Raw genomic sequence first — 24,728 nt, forward strand, 5'->3', positions numbered from 1 at the left:
GTCAGTCCAACGCACTGCGATATGAACCCGAACGGAATTTCATGCTTTCGCGCATAAATATTGCTTTGTTTCATGAAACAAAAAAGCGGAAGGCGGACGATTTCGTCCACCTTCCGGTTGGGAAGCAGATGCTAGAAGAAATACTTGACGTTCAATTCGATAATGCGTTGGTATGGAGCGCCTGTTTTGTTGTCCATAACACCGAAGGTGCTGGTGTTGTAGTTTCGGGTGATGGCTTTGCTGGCATAGTCCACGTTGTAACTCAACGTAAGCGGATTCAGCGAGCTGTAACCTGGCAGCGGATGGTTCATCCAATTAAAAGCACTGATCCGGAACTGGATTTGTTGCTGCTCATGGATTGGGAACGACCTGTAAAGCGCCAGATCATTATTAAAGTAAGCGCCGGCGCTCATGTAGGGATAGTTCTTGCCGCCCTGTGACCCCACTGGTGGCGCGATGAAACAGTTCCCATTGACACGCTGATAGTGGCTCAGGCTGGTGGTTGGGTTGCAGGTCAGCACAGGCATAATAGGAACACTGGCATCTGTACCAAAGTAGGTAGCATCGCCGATGTTCTTGTTGATGCCTTGTGCCTTCGCGTCTGCTGGTAGGCCGGTAGCATATGTCAACCCAAGTCCGAAGTTCGGCACTCCGTTTCCAAGTTGAGCCGGAATGTAGCCGCCCGCTTGCCAGGTAGAAATGCCGGAGATCGTCCACCCTCCCAGCAGCCCATTCACAAATCGATTGAAGTCATGAATGGCCCCAGTCTGGTAGGTATAGGAGGCATTGAAAACGAACGGCCGGTCAACAGAGGTAGGACCGTAGTTCAAGTTAATATCAAACGGGTTCGTCTGCAGGCTTGTGCCCAGCGTTCTAGACCAGGTGCCGTTCAGGTTGAAATTGAGGTGGCCCGATGTCTTGATCCACGCCACCTGCAGTCCGTTGTAGTTGGTGTAAGAGGTGCTTTGGTTCATTAAAACGGTAGAGGTACCGTACGCATAACCGTAAGGGTGGTAATCCGCTGCCGTGTTCCCGGTTGGAGTTCCGCCGCCAGGACCAGGGTTCGTTCCCAGGTTTTCCGGGTTAGTGGACAGCACTCCGGTGACCGGATCGGGCTTGAAGAAAGCTCCGATTGGAGTTTTATTCTGATCGGCGAGTGCGGAGAAGTTACTGCCTTCGATGCCCTCGCTGTTGTCAGAAAGCTGGCTGGTCTGGCTGCCGACATAGGCAATATCGAGCAGAGAGTTCCACTTCAATCTCTGGTCAATCGTGAGGTTATAGGCATACGTAAGCGGTTGTCCGTAGTCAGTCGGATCGAAGCCCGTCTGTGATCCACTTACACACTGGACCGTGCAGGGTTTATATGCCAGTTGGCTAAGTTGCGAAAGCATGACGGTCTTTTGACCAGGGAGGTTATAGCCGAGTACGTGCTGAGCGGTCACCAGCGGAGCCGCAACATCGTTCACCTGAGTAACGAAGCGGTAAGCACCCCATCCGCCGCGCAGCACGGTGTTACCGGTGCCGAATACATCGTAGGCAAGTCCAAACCGTGGATCGAAATAGGCAAAGCGATTCGGCTGACCGTTCAGCGGAACGCCGGCATCGATGGCATGCCAGTAGTATCCCGGTGCGTACTTGCCGCTGTTGAAGTCAGACAATACGCGATCAGGATAGAAGACCGCCATACCAACACGGCCACGGTCATACCAGTGGCCAATATGCTCCACGCGTGCGCCCAGGTTCAGGGTCAGTCGGCTCGTTGTTTTCCAGGTATCATCCACGAAGAATGCCGTTGCCTGGTAAGCGGTGTCGGCAATTGGAGATGCGTTGTTTTCACTGTAGCCCGTCAGCACGCCCATCGTGAAGTTGGCCACAGGGTTATAGGAGCCGAGCTGATTTCCGGTAATGATATTTGCCGCCTGGCCACTACGAATGGTGAGGCTCCCGTCCTGGAAGGTGCTGAAGGTACTTTGATAGTTATCGGTGTTCTGGGTAAATGCACCCATTTTTACTGTGTGAGCGCCCCAGACCTTGGTCAACACATCATTGAACTGCGGAGCTTCCTTCTTGACTGCATACTTCCCTGGAGGGTTCTCAAAGATAGAAGCTTGCGAGAAGTCCGGGAAGGTGAAATTCCCGGCGCTGCTGTAGGCAGGGATGTTGAGAGAAGTTGTCTGAAAGACCTTGCCGTAAGGATAACCAAGTGTTGTCCTTGAGGCAGCGGAGGGATTCGGCTGGACAAAGGGGAAGCTGCCAAAAGCCCATGCCGCCATGAAGTCATTAGTCGTTGTTGAGTTGAAGTTGTGAACAAAATGTCCGGCCAGCGATTTGCCGTAGAATGCCTCGGACTCGCCGCCGCCCGGGTAGGGGATAGCATTGCCCGGCGTCCAGTACAGGTGCGCGCCATTGCCCTGCGCCAGTTGCGCGTCATATGCCTGCTGGTAGGACCCGTAAATCTTCGTGTTCTCACCTAATTGATAATCGATGCGAAAGCGATAAATCCACCCATTGTTGATGTTCTCAATGGGCTGGTAGTAGTTGTATCCGCCGGGAGTGGTTGCTGGATTCGCATTGGCCTTAGGCCAGATCTTGGCCAGCGCCTGTGCACCCGGATCGATGAATTGAGCTGGTATTTTGTTGCCGGAGTTGGGAGCGGCGGAATTGTTACTGGCGACGCTGCTGCCATCCGGGAAAATTGTTCCCGAAAGATCGTTGCACCATGCGCCCTGTGGATACTTGCCTGTCGGACTCCCGTAAAACCCGCTGGGGCAAAGAACATTATTGTCTGCGTTATCGGTAGTAAAGTCGCCAGCCATCATTTCGGGGCTGGGGATGTACGACTTCAGCACGTTCGCGTTGCCCTGGTTTTGCAGCCATCTTTCGTAGCCGCCCCAGAAGAACAGCTTCTTATTCGTGCCCGGCACCGGGCCGCCAAAGTTGCCGCCGGGATAGTAATAATGCTGAGCCCCTTGGGCGATCCCCTGATGATTGCTCTGCCAGTCGTTTGCGTTCAGAACGCTGTTTCGCGCGTCGAAGTATGCTTCGCCGTGATAGCGATCGCTTCCCGATTTACTGATCGTGCTCACGACGACTGGGCCAAACGGAGTATCTGCGCTGAAGTTCGATGCCTGCACACTTACTTCCGCGGTCATTTCCGGATTAACGACCGAGACTGACGACGCCATGTTACCCGGATCAATGATGTTGGCTCCATCGGCCAATAATGCCGTGCCGCCACGATTCACCGCGCCGTTAATGTCGATGCCGTTACCGATCGCGCTTTGTTGTACCGATGTATTCAGATCGTTGTACATGGGACTGTTTTGGGTAAGACCGGAGGAGACACTTGTCGCGCCCGGCAGCACCTTCAACAGTTCTGTTGTGTCGCGGCCCACAAGAGCCAGGTTTTGGATTTGTTTGCTATCCAAAACGTTAGTGCGCTGTCCGCTTTCCGTGGGAATCATTTCGCTGGCCGCATTGACGGTGACCGTTGTTGCCTCAGATCCCACTACGAGAGTAAACGCTGGGACGGCGCGGATATCTCCGGCGTGCAGGGTAATTCCGGTAACCTCTTTCGCCTGGAAACCTTTTGCGTTGACCTTTACCGTGTAGGAACCTGGCACCAGCGCGGGAAAGGCATACAACCCCTGGCCATTAGTTTGTACGACGCGCGAGCTAGCGGTCGATTCATTGATAAGGGTCACCTGTGCCCCGGGGATTACACCGCCTGTGCTGTCTTGCACGGTCCCCGTCAACTGGGCCGTGGTTTGCGCGTGGGTCGAAGGCCCAGACAAAAACAAGAATGCCATTCCGATAAGAGAAAGGAGCCAATACCCCTTTCCACGGAGTTGATGCAGTTCTTGTTTGAGTCCTCGCCTCGTATGAACGCGAGAAATGGTATTCATTTTTTACACCGCCTCCTGAAAAATTCACTAACAAATGAGCCTCTATGGGGAGTCCCCGATATGTGGATTTCAAATTCAGCTCATGATTTTGTTAGCGACAAAAACTATAGAGGCAGAAATTTTGCACTGTCAAGCATAAATTTCCTTAAGTAAATTGAATTAGTAGATTCGATATGAAATGACAATTAAAGTCTATATAATCGGCGAAAATAATTGATGAAACAATGAAACCGTTATCACGATAGGAGAAATTCCAGGTGAAAATATCGCTGCTGCTTTTCTGCTGCCTGCTTCTGTCTGCAGGCGCTGATTCGCATTGTTCTGCTGAGAAAACACCAGGACCAGGCGATCATCACTATCGCAATCTATTTGCAGAAAACGGGCATTCGCAAAAGGAAGTGGAACGGAAAATTCAGGCCGCCTACCAGCAGCTCTTTCATGGCGATCCGCAAACCCAGGCTGTGTATTTCGAGGCAGGAAAGAATGCCAATGGCAAGCTTGCGTACATCACGGACTGGGCTAATCACGATGTCCGCACCGAAGGCATGAGCTACGGAATGATGATCGCTGTCCAACTGGATGACAAGGAGGTCTTCGATACGTTATGGAACTGGGCGATGACCTACATGTATATATCAGAACCGAAGCATCCATCCCACGGCTATTTTTCGTGGTCGTGCAAAACAAATGGCACCCCTAATGAGGAGACTCCAGCGCCAGATGGCGAAGAGTATTTCGCGATGGCCCTGTTGTTCGCCGCGAACCGCTGGCCGGGCGGAACCGGCATCTATGATTATCATGCTCATGCGGAAGCTCTGCTGCATGACATGGTGCATCGTGAAGTGCTCTCCGGCATGACGCGCTTCGGTATGCGCACTGTTGGGCCGGAAATGGACAAACAGCACACCATGGTTTTGTTTGTGCCCGGCATTATGCCTCACCCATTTACGGATCCGTCATATCATCTCCCTGCCTTCTACCAGCTCTTCGCTCTTTGGGGACCACCGGAGGACCGCGATTTTTGGAGGCAGGCGGCTGATGTCAGCCGGCACTTCTTTGAGAAGACAACTAATCCCATAACAGGACTGGCGCCATCTTATGCCAACTTTGACGGCACGCCGCATATGACGCGATTTCCGCAATCCGAAGAATTCGGTTACGATGCCTGGCGGGTTGCTTCAAACTGGTCCGTAGATTGGTCATGGTGGCATAAAGCGCCTGCGGAGCAGGAACTGAGCGACCGCATCCAGAGGTTTTTCCTGTCGCAAGGTATTGCCAATTACGGTCCTGTATATACGGTCGATGGCAAGCCTCTCGGCGCAACTCCCGGACTCACATTCGAGAGCCATCCCATTGGATTGATGGGCACGAATGCCGTAGCAAGTCTGGCAGCGAAGAATCGAACTAACGCGAAGCAGTTTGTAGAAGCCCTCTGGAATGCCCCCATCCCGAGCGGACAAAACCGTTACTACGACGGAATGCTCTATCTGATGAATCTCATGCACTGCGCAGGTAAATTCAAAATCATCATGCCCGTGCAGCCGGCCAACACGCACACTCATTGACACAGCCCATGACACCCAGACGCACAAGAAGCTTTTTTGCGATTATTCTCCTTTCCGCGGCAGCATTTACCGCGCAAGGTCAGGTCCCGAACGGGATAGCACACCCAGATCCCGCTCATGCTCCGAACTGGGTTGGCTCATGGGCCGCCTCGCAGCAGATCCCGGAGCCGAACAATGCAGTACCGCTCGATAGCCTCCACCATGCGACTCTCCGACAGATTGTGCATCTCTCGATCGGCGGCCCGGCGATCCGGGTGCGAGTCTCGAACGCATTCGGTACAGCCCCGTTGCACCTTATTACAATGCATGTCGCCCGTCCATTGTCCCCGGCCAAGAGCCACATCGATGCTGCCTCCGATCGAGCTGTCACTTTCAACGGACGCGCGGATGTTTTAATTCCGATGGGCGCCGAGTACATTTCTGATCCGCTCAACTACCCTGTAGCAGCGTTATCAGATCTCGCCATCACAATGCAGATTGAAGAAGCGCCGGGACAGGAAACTGGTCACCCGGGGTCTCGCACCACTTCGTATTTGGCCACGGGACTACCCGCTTCAGCAACTGAACTGACGGGAGCGCAAATCATCGATCACTGGTACTTTTTTTCCGGAATCGATGTATCGGCTCCTGCCGATACATCGTCCATCGTAGCTCTCGGTGATTCCATTACTGACGGCCACGGCGCGACAACAAACGGCAACGATCGATGGACTGACGATCTCGCCTCGCGCTTACAACATTCCGCAGCCACGAGTAGCATCGCTGTGCTCAATGAAGGCATTGGCGGAAACCGGCTGCTCCTGGACGGATTAGGTCCGAATGCACTTGCGCGCTTCGATCGCGATGTTCTCGCTCAGAACGGGGTTCGCTATCTTATCGTGCTCGAAGGCATTAACGATATCGGCATGTTGACGCACACGACTGTCGCCTCGGAAGCGCAGCATGAATACCTGGTTCACCAGATGATCGGAGCCTACCAGCAGATCATCCTGCGCGCGCATGCGCATGGCATCAAGGTCATTGGTGGAACCATCATGCCGTTTATTGGCTCTGCCTTTTATCACCCTGATGAATCGAACGAGTCCGACCGGCAGGTAGTCAATGCCTGGATTCGGACCGCAGGACACTTCGATGCGGTAATTGATTTCGACAAAATCATGGCAGACCCTGCTCACCCTGACCATTTGCGGCCTGATTATGACAGCGGTGACCATCTGCATCCATCCCCCGCTGGGTACCGTGCCATGGCTGAAGCAATTCCGCTCACGCTTTTTCAGAAATAAACAAGTGAATGCAGATGCTGAGGCTCAAAGAGACTAAGATGAATTCCGGAGTAAATCGCTTTTCCAGAATGAACAGAATATGTCGATCTGTGAGGATGCCTGTGCGTCATTTTCTTGCAGTCTCTTTTGTTGCTCTCGTCACTGTGTGTCCGGCAGCTTTTGGCCAGAGTTCCTCCGCTCCTCCTCCAGTTACGTTTACCGCCGAGCAGGATCACCAAAACATGATGGACCAGCAGGGCATCAAGGCCCTGCGTCCTGGGCCGAGTGGCGATGAAAAGGCCCCGAACCATGCCAACTATGATGAGTCGAAAGCGAACCCATATCCAAATCTGCCTGATCCGCTGACCCTTAATAACGGCGAGAAAGTGACGACGGCGAAGGTATGGTGGGAGAAACGCCGTCCGGAAATCGTCGACATGTACGAGAAGTATGTCTATGGCCGGATTCCGGATAATGTACCGAAAGTGACATGGACTGTAAACATCACCGACCATGAAATGATTGGGTTCCGGCCTGTGCTTGCGAAAGACTTGATCGGGCACGTCGACAACACCTCATACCCGCAGATCAACGTCAACATTCATATGATGCTGGTTACACCGGCAAATGCCAAAGGCCCCGTTCCTGTCCTGATGATGTTCGGCCGCTCCGAATTTCCCGCGCCGAATGAGCCAAAGGGCGAAGATATGGATCGTATCAACAACGCATGGAAATCGCTGCTGATACAGCAGGACCCGTCGCTCAAACAGGTCTTCGAGCAGCATCCGGCATGGGAGCCGGTCAGGAACACACCTTTTCAATTCCCGCAACTTAACGTTGACGGCGGGCTGCCCAATACTTGGCAGTTAATTGCAGACGGATGGGGTTTCGCGCTTCTTGATCCGGCTAGCGTGCAGGCTGATGACGGGGCTGGTGTTACGCGAGGCATCATCGGGCTAGTGAACAAAGGCCAGCCGCGTAAGCCTGAAGACTGGGGAGCATTGCGCGCATGGGCCTGGGGCGCCGCGCGGGCGCTGGACTATCTTGAAACCGATCCAGCGATCGATGCAAAACACGTCGGCATCGAAGGGGTCTCGCGTTATGGCAAAGCAGCCCTCGTAACGATGGCCTTTGATCAGCGCTTTGCCATGGTGCTGGTCGGATCATCAGGAAAAGGCGGCGCAACGCTGCTGCGTCGCAACTATGGAGAAGCAGTCGAAAGCCTGACAGGTGGCGAATACTACTGGATGGCCGGGAATTTCATGAAGTATGGCGCTTCCGAGGCCACTTTCGGCAGCATGAATCCAGGCGACATTCCCGTCGATTCCAACGAACTCATTGCGCTCTGCGCTCCGCGGCTTACGTTTATCAGCTATGGCATTCCTGAAAAAGGCGATGCGCACTGGCTTGATCACGAGGGCAGCTTTATGGCTACTGTAGATGCGGGCCGGGTATTCGATTTGCTCGGCGCGAAGGGGCTCGACGTACAGGGCGATTACCACACAGCGGAAATGCCCCCTGTGAATCAGGGTTTGCTGGATGGTCAGCTTGCCTGGCGGCAGCATGACGGCGGCCACACCGATGCGCCCAACATGAAGTACTTTATCGAATGGGCCGACAAGTTCATCGGACACAAGCCTCCGGAATAAGAAGCCGGTTACGATGGCCCAGAGTTTGATTTGGAGAGTTTCGTTGATGCTGCGCTGGATTGTTGTTCCGTTGGTTTTTGCTCTTATAGCGCCAGCCAGTATTGGTCAGGTCAACCAGGCGCAAGTCCGCGTAGATAAAGCCAGCGGACAGCTACTGGTCCAAGAGAAGCCATTTCTCATTCTGGGCGGCGAACTAGGCAACTCGTCTGCTGGAACGTCGGTACAGGCCGATGCGATTCTCCCTGCAATAGCAAAACTCCACCTGAACACAGTCCTTATGCCAGTGGCATGGGAGCAGGTAGAGCCTCAGGAAGGCACATTCGATTTCAGCATCCTCGACCACTGGATCGACGTGGCGCGCCAGCAGAACCTGCATCTCGTGCTTTTATGGTTTGGCAGCTGGAAGAACGCCTTCTCTGAATATGCTCCCGCGTGGGTTAAGTCTGACACGAAGCGCTTCCCCAGGGCGATAGGTGCAGACGGCGCGCCGCTTGAAATCCTCTCAACATTCGGAACGGAAACTGCTCGATGCGATGCCCGCGCATTTGCCGCGCTCATGGCCAATGTGCGCGAAAAGGACCGCGAGCAGCAGACGGTACTGATGGTGCAGCTTGAGAACGAAGTTGGATACCTTGGGCCAGAAAGAGACCGCTCGCCGGAAGCAAATCGTGAGTTCGCGGACCCAGTTCCACGAGCATTGATGCAGAAGCTGATTGCCAATCGCACGAATTTGTCCCGGCAACTTGCCGCACATTTCAACCCGCAGGGCAAAACATGGCGCGAAGTCTTTGGCGAAGCCGCGAATGAAGTTTTTATGGCCTGGCGCTATGCAACCTACATTGACTCCGTGGCCGAAGCAGGCAAGAAGGAATACCCACTTCCCATGTATATGAATGCGCAGCTGCCAGCTTTCCTTGAACGGGCAGGAGAATATCCAAGCGGCGGACCGCATCCCTACTACATTAACATCTATCGCGCGCTGGCCACACATATCGACTTCTACTCTCCTGATATTTACTGGCCTGAGTTTGCGTATTGGGTGAGGAAATATCAAATGCCCGGGAATCCAATCTTTATTCCTGAAGCTCGATTGGAGACTGCGCCGTACAATGCGCTCTACGCCTATGGTGCCGCAAAAGCATTCGGATTTTGCCCCTTCGGCATCGACAGTCTCCACGCTCCGGAGAAACCTGGTGACCCTGAGCCAGCAGTCATGCAGGTGTATGCGGCACTCGACAGCCTGGGACAGATTCTGATCGACGCGCAAGCCGCGAATCGAACCCGCGGCATGGTTCTCCACGCAAACAGCCCGCGCGGCACACAGACCGTTGACCTCGGCGGGTATCTTTTTCAGGGAAGTTTGTCGCGCGCATGGTCGACCGGCGCGCTACAGGTCAATGACGGAGCCATGCTTTTGCTGGAATCCTCGTCAAATGAGTTTTTTGTTGTCGGCACGGGGCTTACTGTAAAAATGACACGCGATCCCGACACGGACACCAACATCGCGAGCATTGCAAGCATTGAGGAGATAGTAAGAGTAGGTTCGCAATGGAAAGTCGTTGAGCGGGAAAACGGCGATCAGAGCAATCAGGGACGGCAACTCACGATGGATCCTCATCAGGTGCGTATATATCGCCTGCGGCTATATGCAATTTCCCGGTAGGATATGGCTTTGATCAGTTCTGCTTAATTGGTAACTGATTGCCTCCGGCTACACTTGTGCCAACAAAACTGCTCTTGAATGTTATGTATCTTTTCCGCGCGATATTTATAAGTTGCGAAAAAGCCGGCTCATTGCGGATATTCTCTAACAGCGGATCGGCGGCCAAATAGGGGTACGGGAAAAACCCGTGCTCAATGCTGTAGCGCAGCATACGCAGAGACGAAGCTTTATCGCCCAGGACTGCATAACCTTGTGCGATCTTGTAGGTTCCTTCGGGATCGCCTACTCCACGTTGTTGAATTTTGTTCTCCAATTGGCGCAGTATCTCCAGTCCCTCTGGATCTCTGCGGGCAATCGAATAACTAAAGGCCTTTCCAATCTGGGTATATAGGGTCGGATCGAGGCTGTAAGCGCGATCAAAGTCACTGGCTGCCAAGTCCCATTTCTTTTCGTGGTATTCGCCAAATCCGCGATAGAAAACAAAGATTGAGTCGTTCACGTCAGGCAGACTTTGAAGGAACTTGTCGTACTCCCCAAGATAAAGATAAGCATTGAGCGCCGATCCATTGGATTTCACCAATGGATCGATCTGGCGTGCAAGTTCACATTCCGCCACCGACTCGTTCAGCATACCAGCAAAGCGGTAGGCGTATCCGAGTTCCCAATGCACAGCGGCGTTGTTCGGGTTGTTTCTCAGCGCACCCCGTAGCAGAGGCACAGCTTGCTCAACCTTGCCTGTATCGACAAGCAAATTGGCTAGAAACATACTTGCTTCTAACTGTTTAGGCTGGAGCGTCAGCGCGCGTTCATAGGCGGCCTGTGCTTTCCTGTATTGTTCGATACCGCCAAACTCGAAAGCAGCAGCGGATTCGTAAGACTGCCCGAGATAGGCCCACGTCAGAGCATAGCTAGGATCAATCTCAACGGATTTCTCCAGCATCTTGATAGCTAATGGAAAATTATGGCTGCCTACAAGATCGACTCCCCGCAGATAGTATTCATAAGCCAGCGGATTAACCGGCTCCCCAAGCTTGATCCGCGCCTCCTCTGCAGGTGAGAGGTTCAGTTCCAATCCCTTGATGATCCGCTGAGTGACATTATCCTGAACAGTCAATAACTTATCGTATTTAAGATCGATCATGTCTCTGCCGAGGATATTGTCGGTTTTCACGTCAATCAGCTGATACGTGATTCTTAGATCGTCTCCATCGTGAATGAAAGTACCGGTGAGCAGAGTATCAACGTTCAACTCCGCGGCAACTTTCGACAAGTCAATTGTCTGACTTTTGTATTTCTCAATCGCAGTAGAGGGCCGGACTGTCAGCGAACTGATGGGGCCCAGCTTCGTAATTACCGCGTCGGCGAGTGAAAACCCGAGGAAGTCGTCTTTAGGGTTCTGTCTGATATTCCGTAACGGAAGAATTGCCAGACTACGTTGCACAGGCGCCGGGCGTACAGATAATGTGAGCTTTCGAGAGGCTAAGTAGCCAATCACTGTCAGGATGCAGGCAAGCACGGCGAGGACGGATAGCACCATCCGGCGGCTGGATAGATGTTCCCCCTGTAGAGAAATAAGCACAGGTCCATCACGAGCATGGCCCCAGTCACCAGTTTCGCTCTCCGGCAACGCGCCCGCGGCAATGGCAGAAAGAGGGGCATACTGAGCTTCGTCAGATTGTATCCGGGTCGCTTCCGGACTTTTCACTTCTTTAACTGAAGCAATAAATCGATAACCCCTCTTCGGGACCGTCTCGATATAGCGTAGCTCGCCGTCTTTTTCACCCAGTGCCTTACGCAATACGGAAACTGATACGGTGAGATTGGCCTCTTCGACGAAGCTGCTTGGCCACACGGCTCGCATAATCTGATCCTTAGTGACCAGCCGGCCCTGATTCTGAACCAGGAAGACAAGCAGTTCAAATGCCTTGGGAGTGAGCGATACAGGATTTCCCTCTCGCGTCAACCGTTGTTCGGCTGGCTCTAATCGAAAAGGTCCGCATTCGTAGAAGCTCCCTGTTTTCAATTCCATATATTGTGCTCGCCGCTCTGCGGACGTTTCTTTGCAAATAACTTGGAATTTTTTTGGGGGCCGTTAAGGACTGCGAAGCTCTCCGCAGATGACTATGGCGGAGTCTTAAGCACCTTATGCCATGATCCTAAATCGCGGCCCGGGGCAGGACAAGGAGAGAACTTAATGAAGAAGTTACTTATCATCGCATTTGCCGCAATCAGTTTCGGGATAATTGGGAAATCGGCTTCCGCTCAGGTTCCTGAGATCATCTTCAACCTCGTACCTCAACCAAAGTTCGCCAGCTGCCTGGGGGTGCCGGGCGGCCCCGCACCTACTGCCGAAATACTTGTTCAGAGGGGCGAACTGAATGACATCCTCATTTTGCATGCTCAACACCTGCGGCCAAACCTTGGCTTCGACCTGTTCACTATCCAGAACACCAATTTGCTGGCGGACGGACAAGTGGATCCGAACTTCAAGAATTTCGGATTGGCTTGGTATCAAACAGATGTCCAGGCTAATAGCGAGGGAAACGCCGAGACAGTGATCAAGACGATTTTGCTGGATCAAATTTTTGGATTTGATCCGGCTGCGAATCTGCTGCCAACCCACACATTTCACGTCGGGTTCTGGTTCAACAAGCCGGAGGATGCTGTGGCCTGCGGATTCGATCCTACAAAACCTACACCCTTCAACGGAGAACAAAACGCCGGGCCTAACGCGATGATCTCGCTACCCAATTCAGTCACAAATCTCGGTCCATTATGCACAGGCCCTCGTAAACAAGGGTCGACCTTCGTGTGCAACGAATAAGGATTCAGCTTAAGAGTTTCAATCTAAGAAAGGTGCACACGGGCAAAAATATGATCGCGGATCGCGCGGCAAACATACTTCGCGATTCGCGACGCTACTGTAATTGCCCTGCGACGAACTCACGGGCAGCTTGATCACCGCAGAGTGATTCGCATAGCAACACCGTGGCGACAGGAAATCCCGCAAGGTCGTCGCCTCGGCAAGTACAAGCGCATCGATTGTGTGGTGAATGCATTGAGATGCGTGCAAATAGGCGCAGACGCATCTACACTTGCAGCTAAGGGAGTTTCCCTATGCGTCGCCTACTCTTCTTTCTGAGCGCAGTTGTACTTTTTGCCCTGTCGGCACAGCATGCGAGCGCGCAGTCGCACAAAGATCCGCTGAACGAGAACGAGATTGACCAGGTACGCGAGCTCGGCGACCGGCCCAATGACCGCATCAAGCTTTTCGCCAAATTCATCGAGCAGCGTGTCACCGACATCAAGCAGCTTGCCACCGACAAGAACGCAGACAATCGCCAGTACCAGCTACGCGCCAGAATTGAGGAGTTCACCAGCCTTGTCGACGAGTTACAGGACAACCTCGACACCTATGACGCACAGCACGCTGACGTGCGCAAAGCCCTGAAAGATCTGGTCCCTGCAACCGATAGATGGCAGCCAGTACTAAACCTGCCTCCCGCAAGTTCCGAATACGACTTCGCCCGCAAGACCGCCATCGATGCCGCGCAGAGCATTGCCGACCAGGCAAAGACACTCCAGAAAGTTCAGGAAAAATACTTCGCCGAACACAAGGATCAAGCAGGCAAGAACGGGACCGGCCCTTCATAAATTCGCCCAACACTTGTGCTACGCTCAGGTTGAGTGACCTCCGAGCTTTCGCGTTTATTTGAAGAAGAGTACCGCGCCATCCGCCCACGCGCTCCTATTCCTCCCATTCATGTCCGCTTCCGCCGATTCACCAGCCTGAACACCACTATCCGCCTGCGCGAAGGACAGATCAAAGTCCACCTCTCCGACTTGCTTGAAGGCGCACCTGATACAGTCCTGCGCGCCATCGCGCACATCCTGCTGGCCAAGTTGTATCGCAAGCCGCTCGATCCATCACACAATGCACGTTACCGCCGCTTTGTATCCAGTGACGCTGTGCTGAGGCAGACCGAGCGCATTCGCCAGACGCGAGGACGAAAAAAAATCTCAACCGCAAAAGGCGAGCACTACGACCTGGACGAAATCTTCGAGACTTTAAACCGCCGCTTCTTTTACGGACTGCTCGGCCGTCCACTGCTCACCTGGAGCGAGCACAAGGCGCGCCGTCTGCTCGGCCATTATGACGCCGCCCACAACACCATCATGATCAGCCGCGTATTCGACCGCAGTAACACGCCGCGCTACGCCATCGAATACCTGATGTACCACGAGATGCTGCACCTTAAGCATCCGGTCAGAGTCCGCAGCGGCCGCCGCTGCGTTCACCCGCGCGAGTTTCAGGAAGAGGAACAGCTGTTCCCGGAGCTTGAACAAGCCAAGGCGTACTTGAAACAGATATGAACAGCCCAAGCCTAAGGTTGTCATCCCGCCACATCCTTCGCAAAGGGAAGGGTGGGAGAAATCCACTCAATAAAGCAAAGCCATCTTCCGCTTCGCCTCAAACTGCTCCAGCGAAGCCCGCCAATCTTCAGCAATCCGCGACGGATCAATCCCACTCATCAACTCCTTCAGCACATGCTTGTTGGCCAGCAGCGTGTTGATGCGCTCCAGCTTGTAGTCCTGCGAATAAAGCCTGTGCAGCGCAGCCGCAACCTCAATTCCAAGTTCGGGAGCGTCGAGAATGTTGCGGTCAAGCAACATCACCCGCACCCCATGGCAAACTTCACCGGCATAGGGATAAGGCTTTTGCGGAGTGAAATCCACCGGCACAAAACGCACGCCGGGCAGGAACCTGTGATTCAGATACTGCGCGAGCTTGCGCCCATCGATCCACGGAGCGCCGAAAATCTCGAACGGCGTATCAGTCCCCCGCCCCACGGAGATATTCGTCGTTTCCACCAACCCCAGCCCCGGATACAGCGTTGCCTCTTCCAGATCGCGCAAATTTGGCGACGGATTCACCCATGCAAGCCCAGTCGAGTCGTACCAGTCGCCGCGCTGCCATCCCTGCATCTTCACAACAGTCAGCGGAGCATTCAGCTCGCGCTCGCGATTGAAATACCGCGCCAGCTCGCCCATTGTCATGCCATGCCGCGCCGGCAACGCCATGTAATGCACATAACTTTCCTCCCCCTCATCCGAAAGCGGCCCCTGCACAAATGCGCCGTTGATTGGGTTCGGCCTGTCGAGCACAATGATGTCAGTTCCCGTCTTCGACGCAGCTTCGAGGAAATATCCCATCACCGATTCATAGGTATAAAAGCGCACCCCGGCATCCTGCAGATCGATCACCACCGCATCCAGCGAGCGCATTGTATCAAGCGGTGGCCGCCGCTGCGCATCAGTCGCGCCATACAGACTGATGACTGGCAGGCCTGTCTGCGGGTCAGTTGTATTGCTGATGTCGGTCGTGTCCTGCGCGCCGCGAATGCCATGCTCCGGGCTGAAGAGCGCCTTCAGTTCAATTCCGTCGGCATGAGCCAGAATGTCAATAGTCCGGCGTCCTGCAGCGTCCACACCAGTCTGGTTAGTCAGCAGGCCAATCCGCAAGTGGCCGTCATGTTTCTTTGCCAGCGCATGAAGTTCGGCAAAGTTATCCCCTTCCAGAACATCAATGCCCGTTTTGACTTCAGCATTGCGCGAAGGCCAGCGCCGCATCCCGCTCAATGACTCGTTATATCCAGTGAGCCTCGCTGAAAGCTTTCCCCAGTCGGGAACAACGCCAATCGCAGCCGCCGCCGCGTCAGCAATCTGACGGCGCAACGCCACCGTGCTCTTGCCGCCATCGGGATGCACCGCGTTCGTCAGCACGATCACATAGCTGTCCGAAACAGGATCGATCCACAGTGAAGTGCCTGTGAACCCCGTATGCCCAAACGATCCCACTGGAAAAATTTCGCCGCGATTGCTCGAATACGGTGACTCAATGTCCCAGCCGAAGCCGCGCAACGCAGTTCCCGTCGCTGGCTGCTCGGGCGTCACCATTTTTTCAAGAATCCCTCGCGACACCGGAAATTTGCTCGGCCTTCCGGCGAGCCGGTCAAGAAGATTCTGTGCGTATATCGCAACATCATCTCCGGTGCTGAAGAGTCCTGCGTGCCCGGCCACGCCACCCATGCGTCGCGCCGTTGGATCATGCACCACTCCGCGCAGCATCACGCCATGCTCGTACTGTGTCGGCGCAATGCGGTCGCGCCACTCCACCGGAGGAAGATAGCGCGTGTGCTTCAACCCAAGCGGCCGGATGATGTTCTTCAGCACATATTCGTCTTCCGTCATGCCGGAAAGCTTTTCCACCAGAGCGCCCAGCGTGATGAAATTGATGTCGCTGTACACAAAGCGCATGCCCGCGGGCGTAGCCGGCTCAATCGCAAATGCCTGCCGGAAAGCTTCCGCTTTCCCCTCCCATGGTTGCTCCAGCGAAAGATCCGGCGGCAGGCCCGAATAGTGCGTCAGCAGTTGCCGGATCGTGATGTCCCGCTTGCCGTTCGCGCCGAACTCCGGCAGATATTTCGAGACAGGATCATTGAAGCTCAACTTTCCCTGCTGGCAAAGCTGCATCACAGCCGTCGCTGTCATCAGCGGCTTGGTCAGCGAGGCCATGTCGAAGATCGTGTCCAGTGTCATTGGTTCGCGCGTCGGCTCCAACGAGCGCTCGCCATAAGCCTTGCGAAATACGACATGACCATTGTGGCCAATCTCGACCACAGCGCCAGGAATCTGGTGCTGTTCAACCGCCTGGCTCACAAGCCGGTCAATCGCTGAAAAGTCCTTCTTCTGCCCAAAGGCACAACCCACACAGGCAACAACCAGAAACACGACCCGTCGGCACCGCGCCATCTACAATTCACTCCTCACACTGTTACGTTTCCCGAAAAGACTCAACAAATATCCCATCCCGAATGTTATCGCCGCGCCAATGGCCACATACCAGGTCCAAGCCACCTTCGGCAGTACAAAAGAATGCCCCAGCAAACTCCAGTGAATCTCGGAACTCTGCCGCCACAGCAGCACATTTAACACGCACCCGGCCAGCAAGCCGATCATCGTCGCTGTTTCTTTCGCGCGCCTGGTCAGCGTGCCCAGCAGAAAGACGCCCAGCATCCCGCCCCATAAGACTGACGCGATGGAAAGTCCGATTTCCAGCACATGCCCGCTGCCACGCGAAACAATCGCGAGGATAAGAAGAACAGCAGCCCAGCCCATCGTCATCACGCGCGAGAGCCGCGTCTTTGACTCCTCGCTAACATCCGGCCTGCGCAGCAGATATAAATCCACCATCGAAGTAGAAGCCAGCGAGTTGAGCGCCGCGCTCAGATTTGACATGGCCGCCGCAAGAATGGCCGCAATCATCAGCCCGGAAACGCCCATGGGCATCTGCCACACGATGTAATGCGGAAAAAGCCGGTCAGCGCTGGCGACATGCGGCGCTCTTCCCGTCTGGCCGTAGAAGACATACAGCCCCGCGCCAATCAGCAGAAAAAGCGTGAACTGCACAAAGATCACCACGCCGCTCGTGAGCAGCGCCAGCCTTGACTCATACAAATTCTTCGCCGCCAACAACCGCTGCACCATCAGTTGGTCGGTGCCGTGACTCGCCATCGTAAGGAAGCACCCGCCTAGAACTCCCGCCCAGAACGTATACGTCTCTGTAATGGACAAAGAGAAATGAAAGATCGTTAACTTGCCCGCTGACGACGCGACGTGCAGCAGCGCATGTGCTCCGCCGTGAATGTGCGCACAAATCGACCACAGACTGACGAGCGTTCCCAGAAAATAGAGCAGCATCTGCAGCACATCAGTCCAGATGACGGCCTTCATGCCGCCCTCGAACGTATAAAGCAGCGTCAGCAGCGAAAGAATCACAATCGACGCAATATCGCCTGTTCCCAGCGCCACGCCAACTACAATCGCCACGGCGAAGACGCGCACTCCCTCCGCCGCCGCACGCATCACCAGAAACAGCAGCGCGGTAAGCCGGTGCAGACGCGTCCCAAACCTTTGGCCAATCAACTGATATGCGGTCATCAGCTCGCCGCGAAAATAGCGCGGCAGAAAGATGATGCAGATCACCACGCGCCCCAGCAGATAGCCCATCGCAAGCTGCAAGAAGCCAAAGTCGCCCGTAAACGCGATGCCCGGCACGCTGATAATCGTTAGCGTGCTCGTTTCGGCGGCAACAATCGAAAGACAGATCGCCCACCACGGAATATTGCGGTCGGCAAGAAAATAGCTCTTGATCGACCGCTCTCCCTGCCTGCGGAAGCGCAACCCGAACCAGGTGATTCCCAGCAGATAGAGAACAACCAGGACCAGGTCGATTGTGCGCAGCGGTATATGCATCCGTTACAGTTACAAATACTTCATACGGCAGGAATCTGAAAATGTAGAAGCACCGGCCTTTAGGCCGGTGAATTAGGATCCCATCAAGCAAGGGGCTTTAGCCCCGGGACTATTTAGCTGCCTGCTGCGCTATCCCTACCGCTTCCGGCGCAGGCAGCGTATACGTTGCCTCCCATTGCTGACGCGCCGCTCGAAGCTTGTCCGCGCGCGTAATCCATAACTGCATGGCCATGTCGTATTGCGCCGTCACATTGTCCAGCCAGAACGGGCGGTTCTCCTTGAGCCACGCTGCTTTAAACAGATCGCGAATATACCCGTAACCATCGCGCAGGTCCTCGCAGCGCCCGTTCGCACCTGACAGGTTCCACAGATCGCGCGACATGTGCTTTCGCGTTTCAGGATCGCTTTGATTCTGATACAGCCTCTGATACGTCCCGGCAATGTCGCCCGCCGTCTGAAACTTGAAGGCAATAAAATCCATCCTGCGCGCGCCCAGTTCCATCGCGTCTACCGCATCCGGCTCGCGCAGGTTCCCCGCCTGCCGCGCCTGCGCAATCAGCGTCAGCGCGTGTTCTGCGTCCAGACGAATCTCGTCCAGCGACGGCTTCAGTTTCGCAGCTGTCTCCTGTCCTTCAGCAGTCCATGGATCGAGCCAGAACAACGCATCCCGCGCATCCTCGACGCCCGCTTTCGCAAAGGCCTGATGCGCCTGCATCAATGCAAGCTGCGCCTGATCGAGATCGCCTGTCGCGTCTCCGTGAAAAACCTTGCCATAATCCTTCTGGAATTCCGCAATGTCGCTTGTACCCGCCTGCCAACCGGCGGCAGCCCCAAACAGCACGCCATACCAGTCCTCGGCGAACAAGCCCTCGCCATCATCATTCCAGATTGTGTTCAACATGCCGGTGCTGCCGGCCTTCTGACCGGCGGCGACAAAGCCTTGAATGTTCCCCAGCGCGAGATTGTTGTTCGGATAGACGCGGTTCCAGTTGTTCACACCAGGCGCAACCCAGGTTTCCATGCCTGCGTGCGTATAAGGATCAAGCCATTTGCTGAAGTCCGCCTCCGGTTCATAGTGCCACGCAACGGCGATCATGTCCTTCGGCAGCTTCGGCACCAGCGCCGGATCATTCATCGCCACATCGCCCCAGAAGAGCAGTCTGCGGTTCAGCGGTGCAAGTTCCGTGTGGATTTTCGTTAGGAAATCAATGTAGACGGCACCCAGCCCGCGCTCCTTCACTTCAGCAGCTGTCTTTCCCTGCCCCAGTTCAAACGTCTCGTCCGCGCCGATATGCAGAAACGGCCCAGGGAAAATCGCTGCCAGTTCAGTGAACCATTGCTTGATGAGTTGCAGCGATCCCGCCTCGCCCGGCGCCAGCACAGCGCCCACCGGGACTTCGGCCAGGTTCGCATACTGCTGCCATGTCAACACATGATGCAGATGCCCGAACGCCTCCTGCTCCGGCACAATCGTCACATGGTACTGCTTCGCATACGCGACCAGCGCTTCCGCGTCCACCTTTGACATCGATCCGCCGGGCAGCCCCGGCAGAGGATTCGACGCATATTGCATCGTGTTCTCAAAATAAGGCGAGTACACGTTCATCTTGTATGCGGCAAACGTTCGAATCTGTCTTTTCTGAAATTCAAGCGTCGGCACCGGCCCACGCGATAAGTCGTCATGCACGCCGCGAAATTTCATCGCTGGCCAGTCGCGTATCACGCATCCCTGCAAGACCGCGTGATCGCCCGAACCCGACACAAGCTGCTTTACCGTTTGCGCGCCATAAAAGAGGCCCGCAGCCGAACGCGCCACGACGTAAACACCCCTCTTCGACGTGAAAAGAACATAACCCTCGTCCTGCATCGGCGCATCGAGCGTGAGTTTTTCATCAGTCAGTGCCCGCTTGCCTTCTGACGAAGTATCCCGCAGCAGATAAATGCGCGTACCTTTGCCCGCATGCTCAATTCCCTGCGCTTTCAAAAATGCCAGTAGGTCATCAGCAGCAAAAGAATCTTCTGCATCTTTGCTCGAAGCGGTAACTGACACGCCGCGCGCCAGCGAAATATCGTCGCCGTTGTGAAATTCACGCGGCTCAGGGATCAAGGCAGGACGCTGCGCCAGAGCGGCAATCGGCGTGGCAAAGACTACACAAAGGGCGAGAAATGCTGTCTGGATCAATTTGTCAATTTTCCTGAAAGAAGTTTTGAGGCGTGTTCGGAACTACATTCCCATGGATAGACAACTATACAAATGCGCTGATTCGAGGGTCAACCATAGGGCCTGCTGCACAGAAAAAGCGCCCTGAACCGGGCGCTTTTTCTCTCTGCAGCAAATCAGATTCTACGGAGCGCCCGACCCGACTGATCGGCTCTGCGTAACGGAATTTCCCAGTGTCGTTGCGGAACTCGTGCCAGCATACTGCGTCGTGGTATGCACATCCACGCCGTTGCCCTGCAGCAAAATCGACGAAGTCACGATGTCGGTGTCCGTACGAATCACTGTCAGATAGGGGCTGTCCTGCGCGACCGTATAGACCTTTCCAATCGGAGCATTAAAGGTGGAAGCAATCGAGCGCGGATGCCCGTTCACCGGAATCACCGACTCCACCGTGAAGCTCGAAAGATTCACCACCGTCACTGTGCCATCGCCTTCATCGGCAACATAGGCGCGGCTCCCGTCCTGCAGAATGGTGACAGCCGCCGGATGGCTGCCAGGCTTCAATTTCACCGTCGCCAGCACCTGTCCAAAATTCGGTGTGTCGGTAAAGCCCTCCACCGGCCCATTGATGGGGACGCTGATGATGCTGATCGAATCGTCATCGTAGTTCGCGGTCACCAGCAGCGAAGCCGGCGTATACAGGTCGGCATACACCGGCCCCTTGCCAACGCTGATCGTCGCATTCGTCATGTACTGGCTCGGCGAATCCGTATCCAGCGCGTTCTTCGAGCTGTCAATCACTGTGATTGTCCCGCTGCCGCGGTTCAGAACGAAGGCGCGTCGCCCATCTGCCGTCATCAGTCCATAGACCGGACAAATCCCGAGCGGCAGGCGGCTGTTTACCGTGTTCGTCGATACCTGGATTCCATCCGCCTCGCCATTCGTCGTGACCGCTGCACCGGAGTTCGGATCGCACTGCCCCCACGTCACACCGCTGCCGCTCGTGCTGTTGCCCTGGCTCACCGCATAGACGTACTGAGCGCCGGACGATCCAATAACGTTAACCAGACTCGGTGCAACCGCGATCTCCTGCTTCAGCGAAGTCGGGCTGCCAGTCATTGCGCCCACCGCTGTCCGGTTTTGCTCAACGACATATTGGCCCGCCGTCGTCGCCAGCAGATTCGTAGGCAGTGTACTCACACCTCCCGGGTTTTCCGGCAGAGTTGTTGTCAGCACATTCTTCGTTTGCAACGTCGTGCTGATCGGGATCGTGCTTACTGTGCCGTCGCAGTTCGTGCTGTAAGCTGTCGAACCTGTAGAATCCAGCGCGAAGGTCAATGGCCCTGTGCCGACGGTCGCCAGCGCCATCACGTTGTCTCCGGAAAAATCGACCAGCGTCACCACACCCGGTTGGCTGTAAGGTGTTCCTGGGCAAGGACTGGACACTCCGCCCTGCGTCAACCCAGGCTGCGAAAAGGCCACTACAAAAGACTGCGGCTGCGGCGCCGGACCAGTTGGCGTTATGGGTGTTACAACCGGACGATACTGGTTGCCGCACCCGCACACACCGGCCAGGGCCAGCAACGCCCCGGCGGTATACCCTGTGACACTTCGCACTCTAAGACACCTCATTCAGCAACGAATCCTGCGTCGGCATTTTTGGCCGCGTACTTCCACTGACCTCGACCGCAGCCAAAAGGTCAACTGGCGTCGAACCATCAGGACAAAATACCTTGAAAAGTAGATTGTAAATCACTCAGCCATTTCGATTTTGCCACGCGCCTTAGGAAAAACCCGATGCACGAAAGAAACCGTTCCGGCTCACCGCTACATTGGCAATCACAATTGCTCCTCCTGATTGTAGTGCCTGTCTGCTGCGTCTGGATATTCCTCCAGGCTACAAGTGCGCGGGTCTTTCACAACTTGATCTTTCTGCAGGCAGCTGGACTTAGCATCACCTTCGGCCTTCTCGTCTGGCTGACGCGATCAGCTACGGGCTATGCCGCGGCCACCGGCGCGGTCATCGCCGCCTGCCTTTATCTCCGCACGCCTGGCTGGAGGACCGCGCTCCTTCCGCTTGTTGTCATGCTCGTCCTCACACTGACGGCCACGCGCATAGGTCGAGCGCGCAAGGAACAACTCAGCACCGCTGAAGCCAGACGCGGGCGCAGGGCTTCTCAGGTCGCAGCCAACCTCGGAGTAGCAGCCCTTGTCGCCATCCCAATCTTCAGTCCATCCTCGCGAACCAGTCTCGCAATACTTGCCGCCATCGCGGCAGCGCTCGCCGAAGCCGCCGCTGATACCTTGTCTTCCGAGCTGGGCCAGGTCTTTGGCGGCCAACCACGTCTGCTGACAACTCTGAAGCCAGTGCCTATAGGAACTGATGGCGGCATTACGCTCGCCGGAACCACGATGGGATGTATCGGTGCAGCTATCGTCACCGCCACCTCCGGAATTGCCTTTTCCTTTGATCTCAAAACATCAGTCACTGTATTTTTCTGCGCCGTGCTCGGCCTCTTCGCCGATAGCTTCCTCGGAGCGGTCTTCGAGCGCTGTGGTTGGCTGAACAACGACGCCGTCAACTTCCTCTCAACACTGATTGCGGCTCTCGCCGCTAGCTTGTGCGTATCTCACAATTGAAATCAGGCCTGTCATCCTGGTCTTAGTGACCCAACCTGAATTGTCATCCTGACTGGAACGCGTAGCGCGAAGTCAAAGAGCCTGCCCTGAGCTTGCCGAAGGGACCTGCCGTTTTGCCAGCAGCACGAAATGGATGCCCATCCTCGCGCAGTTTGCGAAGGATGGGAAGGCGAGAACACTTCAGTGCAGATGTAACCTCCACGCCGTGTAGCTGATAATCTCATGCGCCATGCGCGTAAACGATTCCTGCCAGCTGATGCCCCGCCCTGCCGGACGAGGTGAAGTATAGACAGTGAGTCCAATCTTCTCGCACAACGCATGAATACGGAAAAGGTGGGTCCCATCGCTCACCACAATGATGCGGTTCAGATGGTTCGCCCTTGCAATCACCGCCAGCCGCGCCGCCGATTCCTCCGTATTGTCACTCTGCGTTTCGGCAATGATTGCCCTTTCCGGAACGCCGTGTGCAAGCAGGTAGTCATGCCCGACTCCACCTTCGGAATGTTGATCCCCCACATCGCCGCCGCCCAGCGTAATTACCATCGGCGCCAGTTTGCGGTCATAAAGATCGAGCGCATGATCGAGCCGCGCGCGCAGCACAGGGGACGGTCGCCCGTCATATTCCGCTGCGCCAAAAACGGCGATCGCGTCCGCTGAACGCGCTTCATCGCGGTCGGCATAATAGCGAATCTGGCCGTGGACCCAGCCGACCCACGCCACAATCACCGCCAGCACCAGTACAACGGCGGTCCGCAGAAGCCTGCCGTCGGCGCTTCTTCGCCGCAGATTGGTATCAGGAACGATCATCGAACTACAAACCAAAGCTTAGAACATGCTCGAAATGCTTCTCGATAGAAGCACTGGGCTTTGACCCCTTGAACCAAATCCTAGGTATGCAATGCCAGAGCAACTTCGTGCGTTGCAATAGCCCCCTCGCGCAGAATTTGCCAGCGGTCTTCGCCGCCTGAAAGATCGACTATCGTCGTCGGCAGCTTGCGCCCCGTTGGCCCTCCATCCACAATCAATGGAATCCGGTCGCCGATCTGATCGCGCACGCAGGCCGCATAAGTGCACTCCGGAGCGCCCTGCAAATTGGCGGAGGTAGCCGTAATCGGCAGGCCAAAAGCATTCGCAACCGCGCGCGGAATCACCGCATCGGGGACACGCAGCGCCACGTTGCCTGTGTTCGCCGTCACCCGCAGCGGCAGCCGCGAGCTCGCCTTCACGATCAGCGTCAGCGGTCCCGGCCAAAAGCGCTCAGCCAGACGGTCAAAGTTCAATCCCAGATCGCGCGACAGCTCATATGCCTGGGACAGACTCCCTATCAGCAAAGACAAAGGCTTGTGCTTCAGCCGCGTTTTGATCTCATAAATGCGCTCCACCGCGCGCAGGTTCACCGGGTCTACCGCCAGCCCGTAGAAAGTGTCTGTCGGTATCCCGACAACTTTGCCTCCGCGCAAACACGAGACGACATACTCTACGCGCTCCGGCTCTGGTTCATCCGGATGTATGCGCAAAATCTCCGCAGACAAGACAACTCCTTCAGGAACTCAAGCGCTGACGGCAG

The 24,728-nt window shown here is 55.2% G+C and carries 16 protein-coding genes; 8 read left to right on the forward strand and 8 right to left on the reverse strand.

Going from position 1 to position 24,728, the window contains the following annotated elements:
• Positions 1–131 precede the first annotated feature (131 nt).
• Positions 132–3,905 carry a carboxypeptidase-like regulatory domain-containing protein gene (locus VEV40_RS00800; RefSeq protein ID WP_324829469.1) on the reverse strand — a complete coding sequence of 1,258 codons (3,774 nt, stop codon included), beginning with the start codon at positions 3,903–3,905 and terminating at the stop codon, positions 132–134.
• A 257-nt stretch (positions 3,906–4,162) separates the two neighbouring features.
• Between VEV40_RS00800 and VEV40_RS00805 the strand changes: the two genes are divergently transcribed.
• The 4 genes from VEV40_RS00805 to VEV40_RS00820 all read left to right on the forward strand — a co-directional run bounded on the left by VEV40_RS00805 (position 4,163) and on the right by VEV40_RS00820 (position 10,044).
• Positions 4,163–5,470, forward strand: coding sequence for a glycosyl hydrolase family 8 (locus VEV40_RS00805; RefSeq protein ID WP_324829470.1), 1,308 nt, complete (start codon positions 4,163–4,165; stop codon positions 5,468–5,470).
• A gap of 8 nt (positions 5,471–5,478) precedes the next feature.
• Positions 5,479–6,753, forward strand: coding sequence for an SGNH/GDSL hydrolase family protein (locus tag VEV40_RS00810; RefSeq protein WP_324829471.1), 1,275 nt, complete (start codon positions 5,479–5,481; stop codon positions 6,751–6,753).
• Positions 6,754–6,848: 95 nt separating this feature from the next.
• A complete protein-coding gene (locus VEV40_RS00815; RefSeq protein ID WP_324829472.1) occupies positions 6,849–8,381 on the forward strand; it encodes an acetylxylan esterase in 1,533 nt (510 codons plus the stop codon).
• 46 nt (positions 8,382–8,427) lie between these two features.
• Positions 8,428–10,044 carry a DUF5597 domain-containing protein gene (locus VEV40_RS00820; RefSeq protein ID WP_324829473.1) on the forward strand — a complete coding sequence of 539 codons (1,617 nt, stop codon included), beginning with the start codon at positions 8,428–8,430 and terminating at the stop codon, positions 10,042–10,044.
• A 13-nt stretch (positions 10,045–10,057) separates the two neighbouring features.
• Here VEV40_RS00820 and VEV40_RS00825 read toward each other — a convergent pair whose 3' ends face one another.
• Positions 10,058–12,073 carry a winged helix-turn-helix domain-containing protein gene (locus VEV40_RS00825; RefSeq protein WP_324829474.1) on the reverse strand — a complete coding sequence of 672 codons (2,016 nt, stop codon included), beginning with the start codon at positions 12,071–12,073 and terminating at the stop codon, positions 10,058–10,060.
• A 42-nt stretch (positions 12,074–12,115) separates the two neighbouring features.
• On the opposite strand from VEV40_RS00825, the gene VEV40_RS00830 reads away from it, so the two are divergent.
• From VEV40_RS00830 to VEV40_RS00840, 3 genes are all read left to right on the forward strand, one after another.
• The gene (locus tag VEV40_RS00830) at positions 12,116–12,868 is read left to right on the forward strand and encodes a hypothetical protein (RefSeq protein WP_324829475.1); all 753 of its coding nucleotides are present in this window, start codon (positions 12,116–12,118) and stop codon (positions 12,866–12,868) included.
• A 293-nt stretch (positions 12,869–13,161) separates the two neighbouring features.
• Positions 13,162–13,698, forward strand: a complete 537-nt coding sequence (locus VEV40_RS00835) for a hypothetical protein (protein WP_324829476.1) — start codon at positions 13,162–13,164, stop codon at positions 13,696–13,698.
• 33 nt (positions 13,699–13,731) lie between these two features.
• On the forward strand, positions 13,732–14,418 hold the full coding sequence (locus tag VEV40_RS00840; RefSeq protein ID WP_324829477.1) for a M48 family peptidase: 687 nt from the start codon (positions 13,732–13,734) through the stop codon (positions 14,416–14,418).
• A 66-nt stretch (positions 14,419–14,484) separates the two neighbouring features.
• Here VEV40_RS00840 and VEV40_RS00845 read toward each other — a convergent pair whose 3' ends face one another.
• The 4 genes from VEV40_RS00845 to VEV40_RS00860 form a co-directional block, all read right to left on the reverse strand.
• Positions 14,485–16,857 carry an exo-beta-N-acetylmuramidase NamZ domain-containing protein gene (locus VEV40_RS00845; protein WP_324829478.1) on the reverse strand — a complete coding sequence of 791 codons (2,373 nt, stop codon included), beginning with the start codon at positions 16,855–16,857 and terminating at the stop codon, positions 14,485–14,487.
• Positions 16,858–18,360 (reverse strand): sodium:solute symporter, encoded by a 1,503-nt coding sequence (locus tag VEV40_RS00850; protein WP_324829479.1) that lies wholly within the window; start codon positions 18,358–18,360, stop codon positions 16,858–16,860. It lies immediately after the preceding gene.
• Between the two features lie 109 nt (positions 18,361–18,469).
• Positions 18,470–20,542, reverse strand: a complete 2,073-nt coding sequence (locus tag VEV40_RS00855; RefSeq protein ID WP_324829480.1) for a beta-N-acetylhexosaminidase — start codon at positions 20,540–20,542, stop codon at positions 18,470–18,472.
• A 162-nt stretch (positions 20,543–20,704) separates the two neighbouring features.
• Entirely contained in the window at positions 20,705–22,138 is a 1,434-nt protein-coding gene (locus VEV40_RS00860; protein WP_324829481.1) for a YncE family protein, read from the reverse strand.
• Positions 22,139–22,318: 180 nt separating this feature from the next.
• Here VEV40_RS00860 and VEV40_RS00865 point away from each other — a divergent pair, with 180 nt between their 5' ends.
• Positions 22,319–23,161: a DUF92 domain-containing protein gene (locus VEV40_RS00865; protein WP_324829482.1), complete on the forward strand. Its 843-nt coding sequence runs from the start codon at positions 22,319–22,321 to the stop codon at positions 23,159–23,161.
• 180 nt (positions 23,162–23,341) lie between these two features.
• On the opposite strand, the gene VEV40_RS00870 is transcribed toward VEV40_RS00865, so the two are convergent.
• Positions 23,342–23,968 (reverse strand): YdcF family protein, encoded by a 627-nt coding sequence (locus VEV40_RS00870; RefSeq protein WP_324829483.1) that lies wholly within the window; start codon positions 23,966–23,968, stop codon positions 23,342–23,344.
• Between the two features lie 80 nt (positions 23,969–24,048).
• A complete protein-coding gene (locus VEV40_RS00875; RefSeq protein WP_324829484.1) occupies positions 24,049–24,693 on the reverse strand; it encodes an L-threonylcarbamoyladenylate synthase in 645 nt (214 codons plus the stop codon).
• Positions 24,694–24,728: the final 35 nt, after the last annotated feature.

This window comes from Alloacidobacterium sp., from assembly GCF_035631355.1.
Classification (GTDB): Bacteria; Acidobacteriota; Terriglobia; order Terriglobales; family Acidobacteriaceae; genus Alloacidobacterium.

Bases quoted from the DNA above. Each gene is read 5' to 3' on its own strand.
- VEV40_RS00820 (WP_324829473.1), top strand. From the start codon at position 8,428: ATGCTGCGCTGGATTGTTGTTCCGTTGGTTTTTGCTCTTATAGCGCCA.
- VEV40_RS00870 (WP_324829483.1), bottom strand. From the start codon at position 23,968: ATGATCGTTCCTGATACCAATCTGCGGCGAAGAAGCGCCGACGGCAGG.
- VEV40_RS00850 (WP_324829479.1), bottom strand. From the start codon at position 18,360: ATGCATATACCGCTGCGCACAATCGACCTGGTCCTGGTTGTTCTCTAT.
- VEV40_RS00825 (WP_324829474.1), bottom strand. From the start codon at position 12,073: ATGGAATTGAAAACAGGGAGCTTCTACGAATGCGGACCTTTTCGATTA.
- VEV40_RS00815 (WP_324829472.1), top strand. From the start codon at position 6,849: ATGCCTGTGCGTCATTTTCTTGCAGTCTCTTTTGTTGCTCTCGTCACT.
- VEV40_RS00835 (WP_324829476.1), top strand. From the start codon at position 13,162: ATGCGTCGCCTACTCTTCTTTCTGAGCGCAGTTGTACTTTTTGCCCTG.
- VEV40_RS00845 (WP_324829478.1), bottom strand. From the start codon at position 16,857: ATGGCGCGGTGCCGACGGGTCGTGTTTCTGGTTGTTGCCTGTGTGGGT.
- VEV40_RS00810 (WP_324829471.1), top strand. From the start codon at position 5,479: ATGACACCCAGACGCACAAGAAGCTTTTTTGCGATTATTCTCCTTTCC.
- VEV40_RS00800 (WP_324829469.1), bottom strand. From the start codon at position 3,905: ATGAATACCATTTCTCGCGTTCATACGAGGCGAGGACTCAAACAAGAA.
- VEV40_RS00865 (WP_324829482.1), top strand. From the start codon at position 22,319: ATGCACGAAAGAAACCGTTCCGGCTCACCGCTACATTGGCAATCACAA.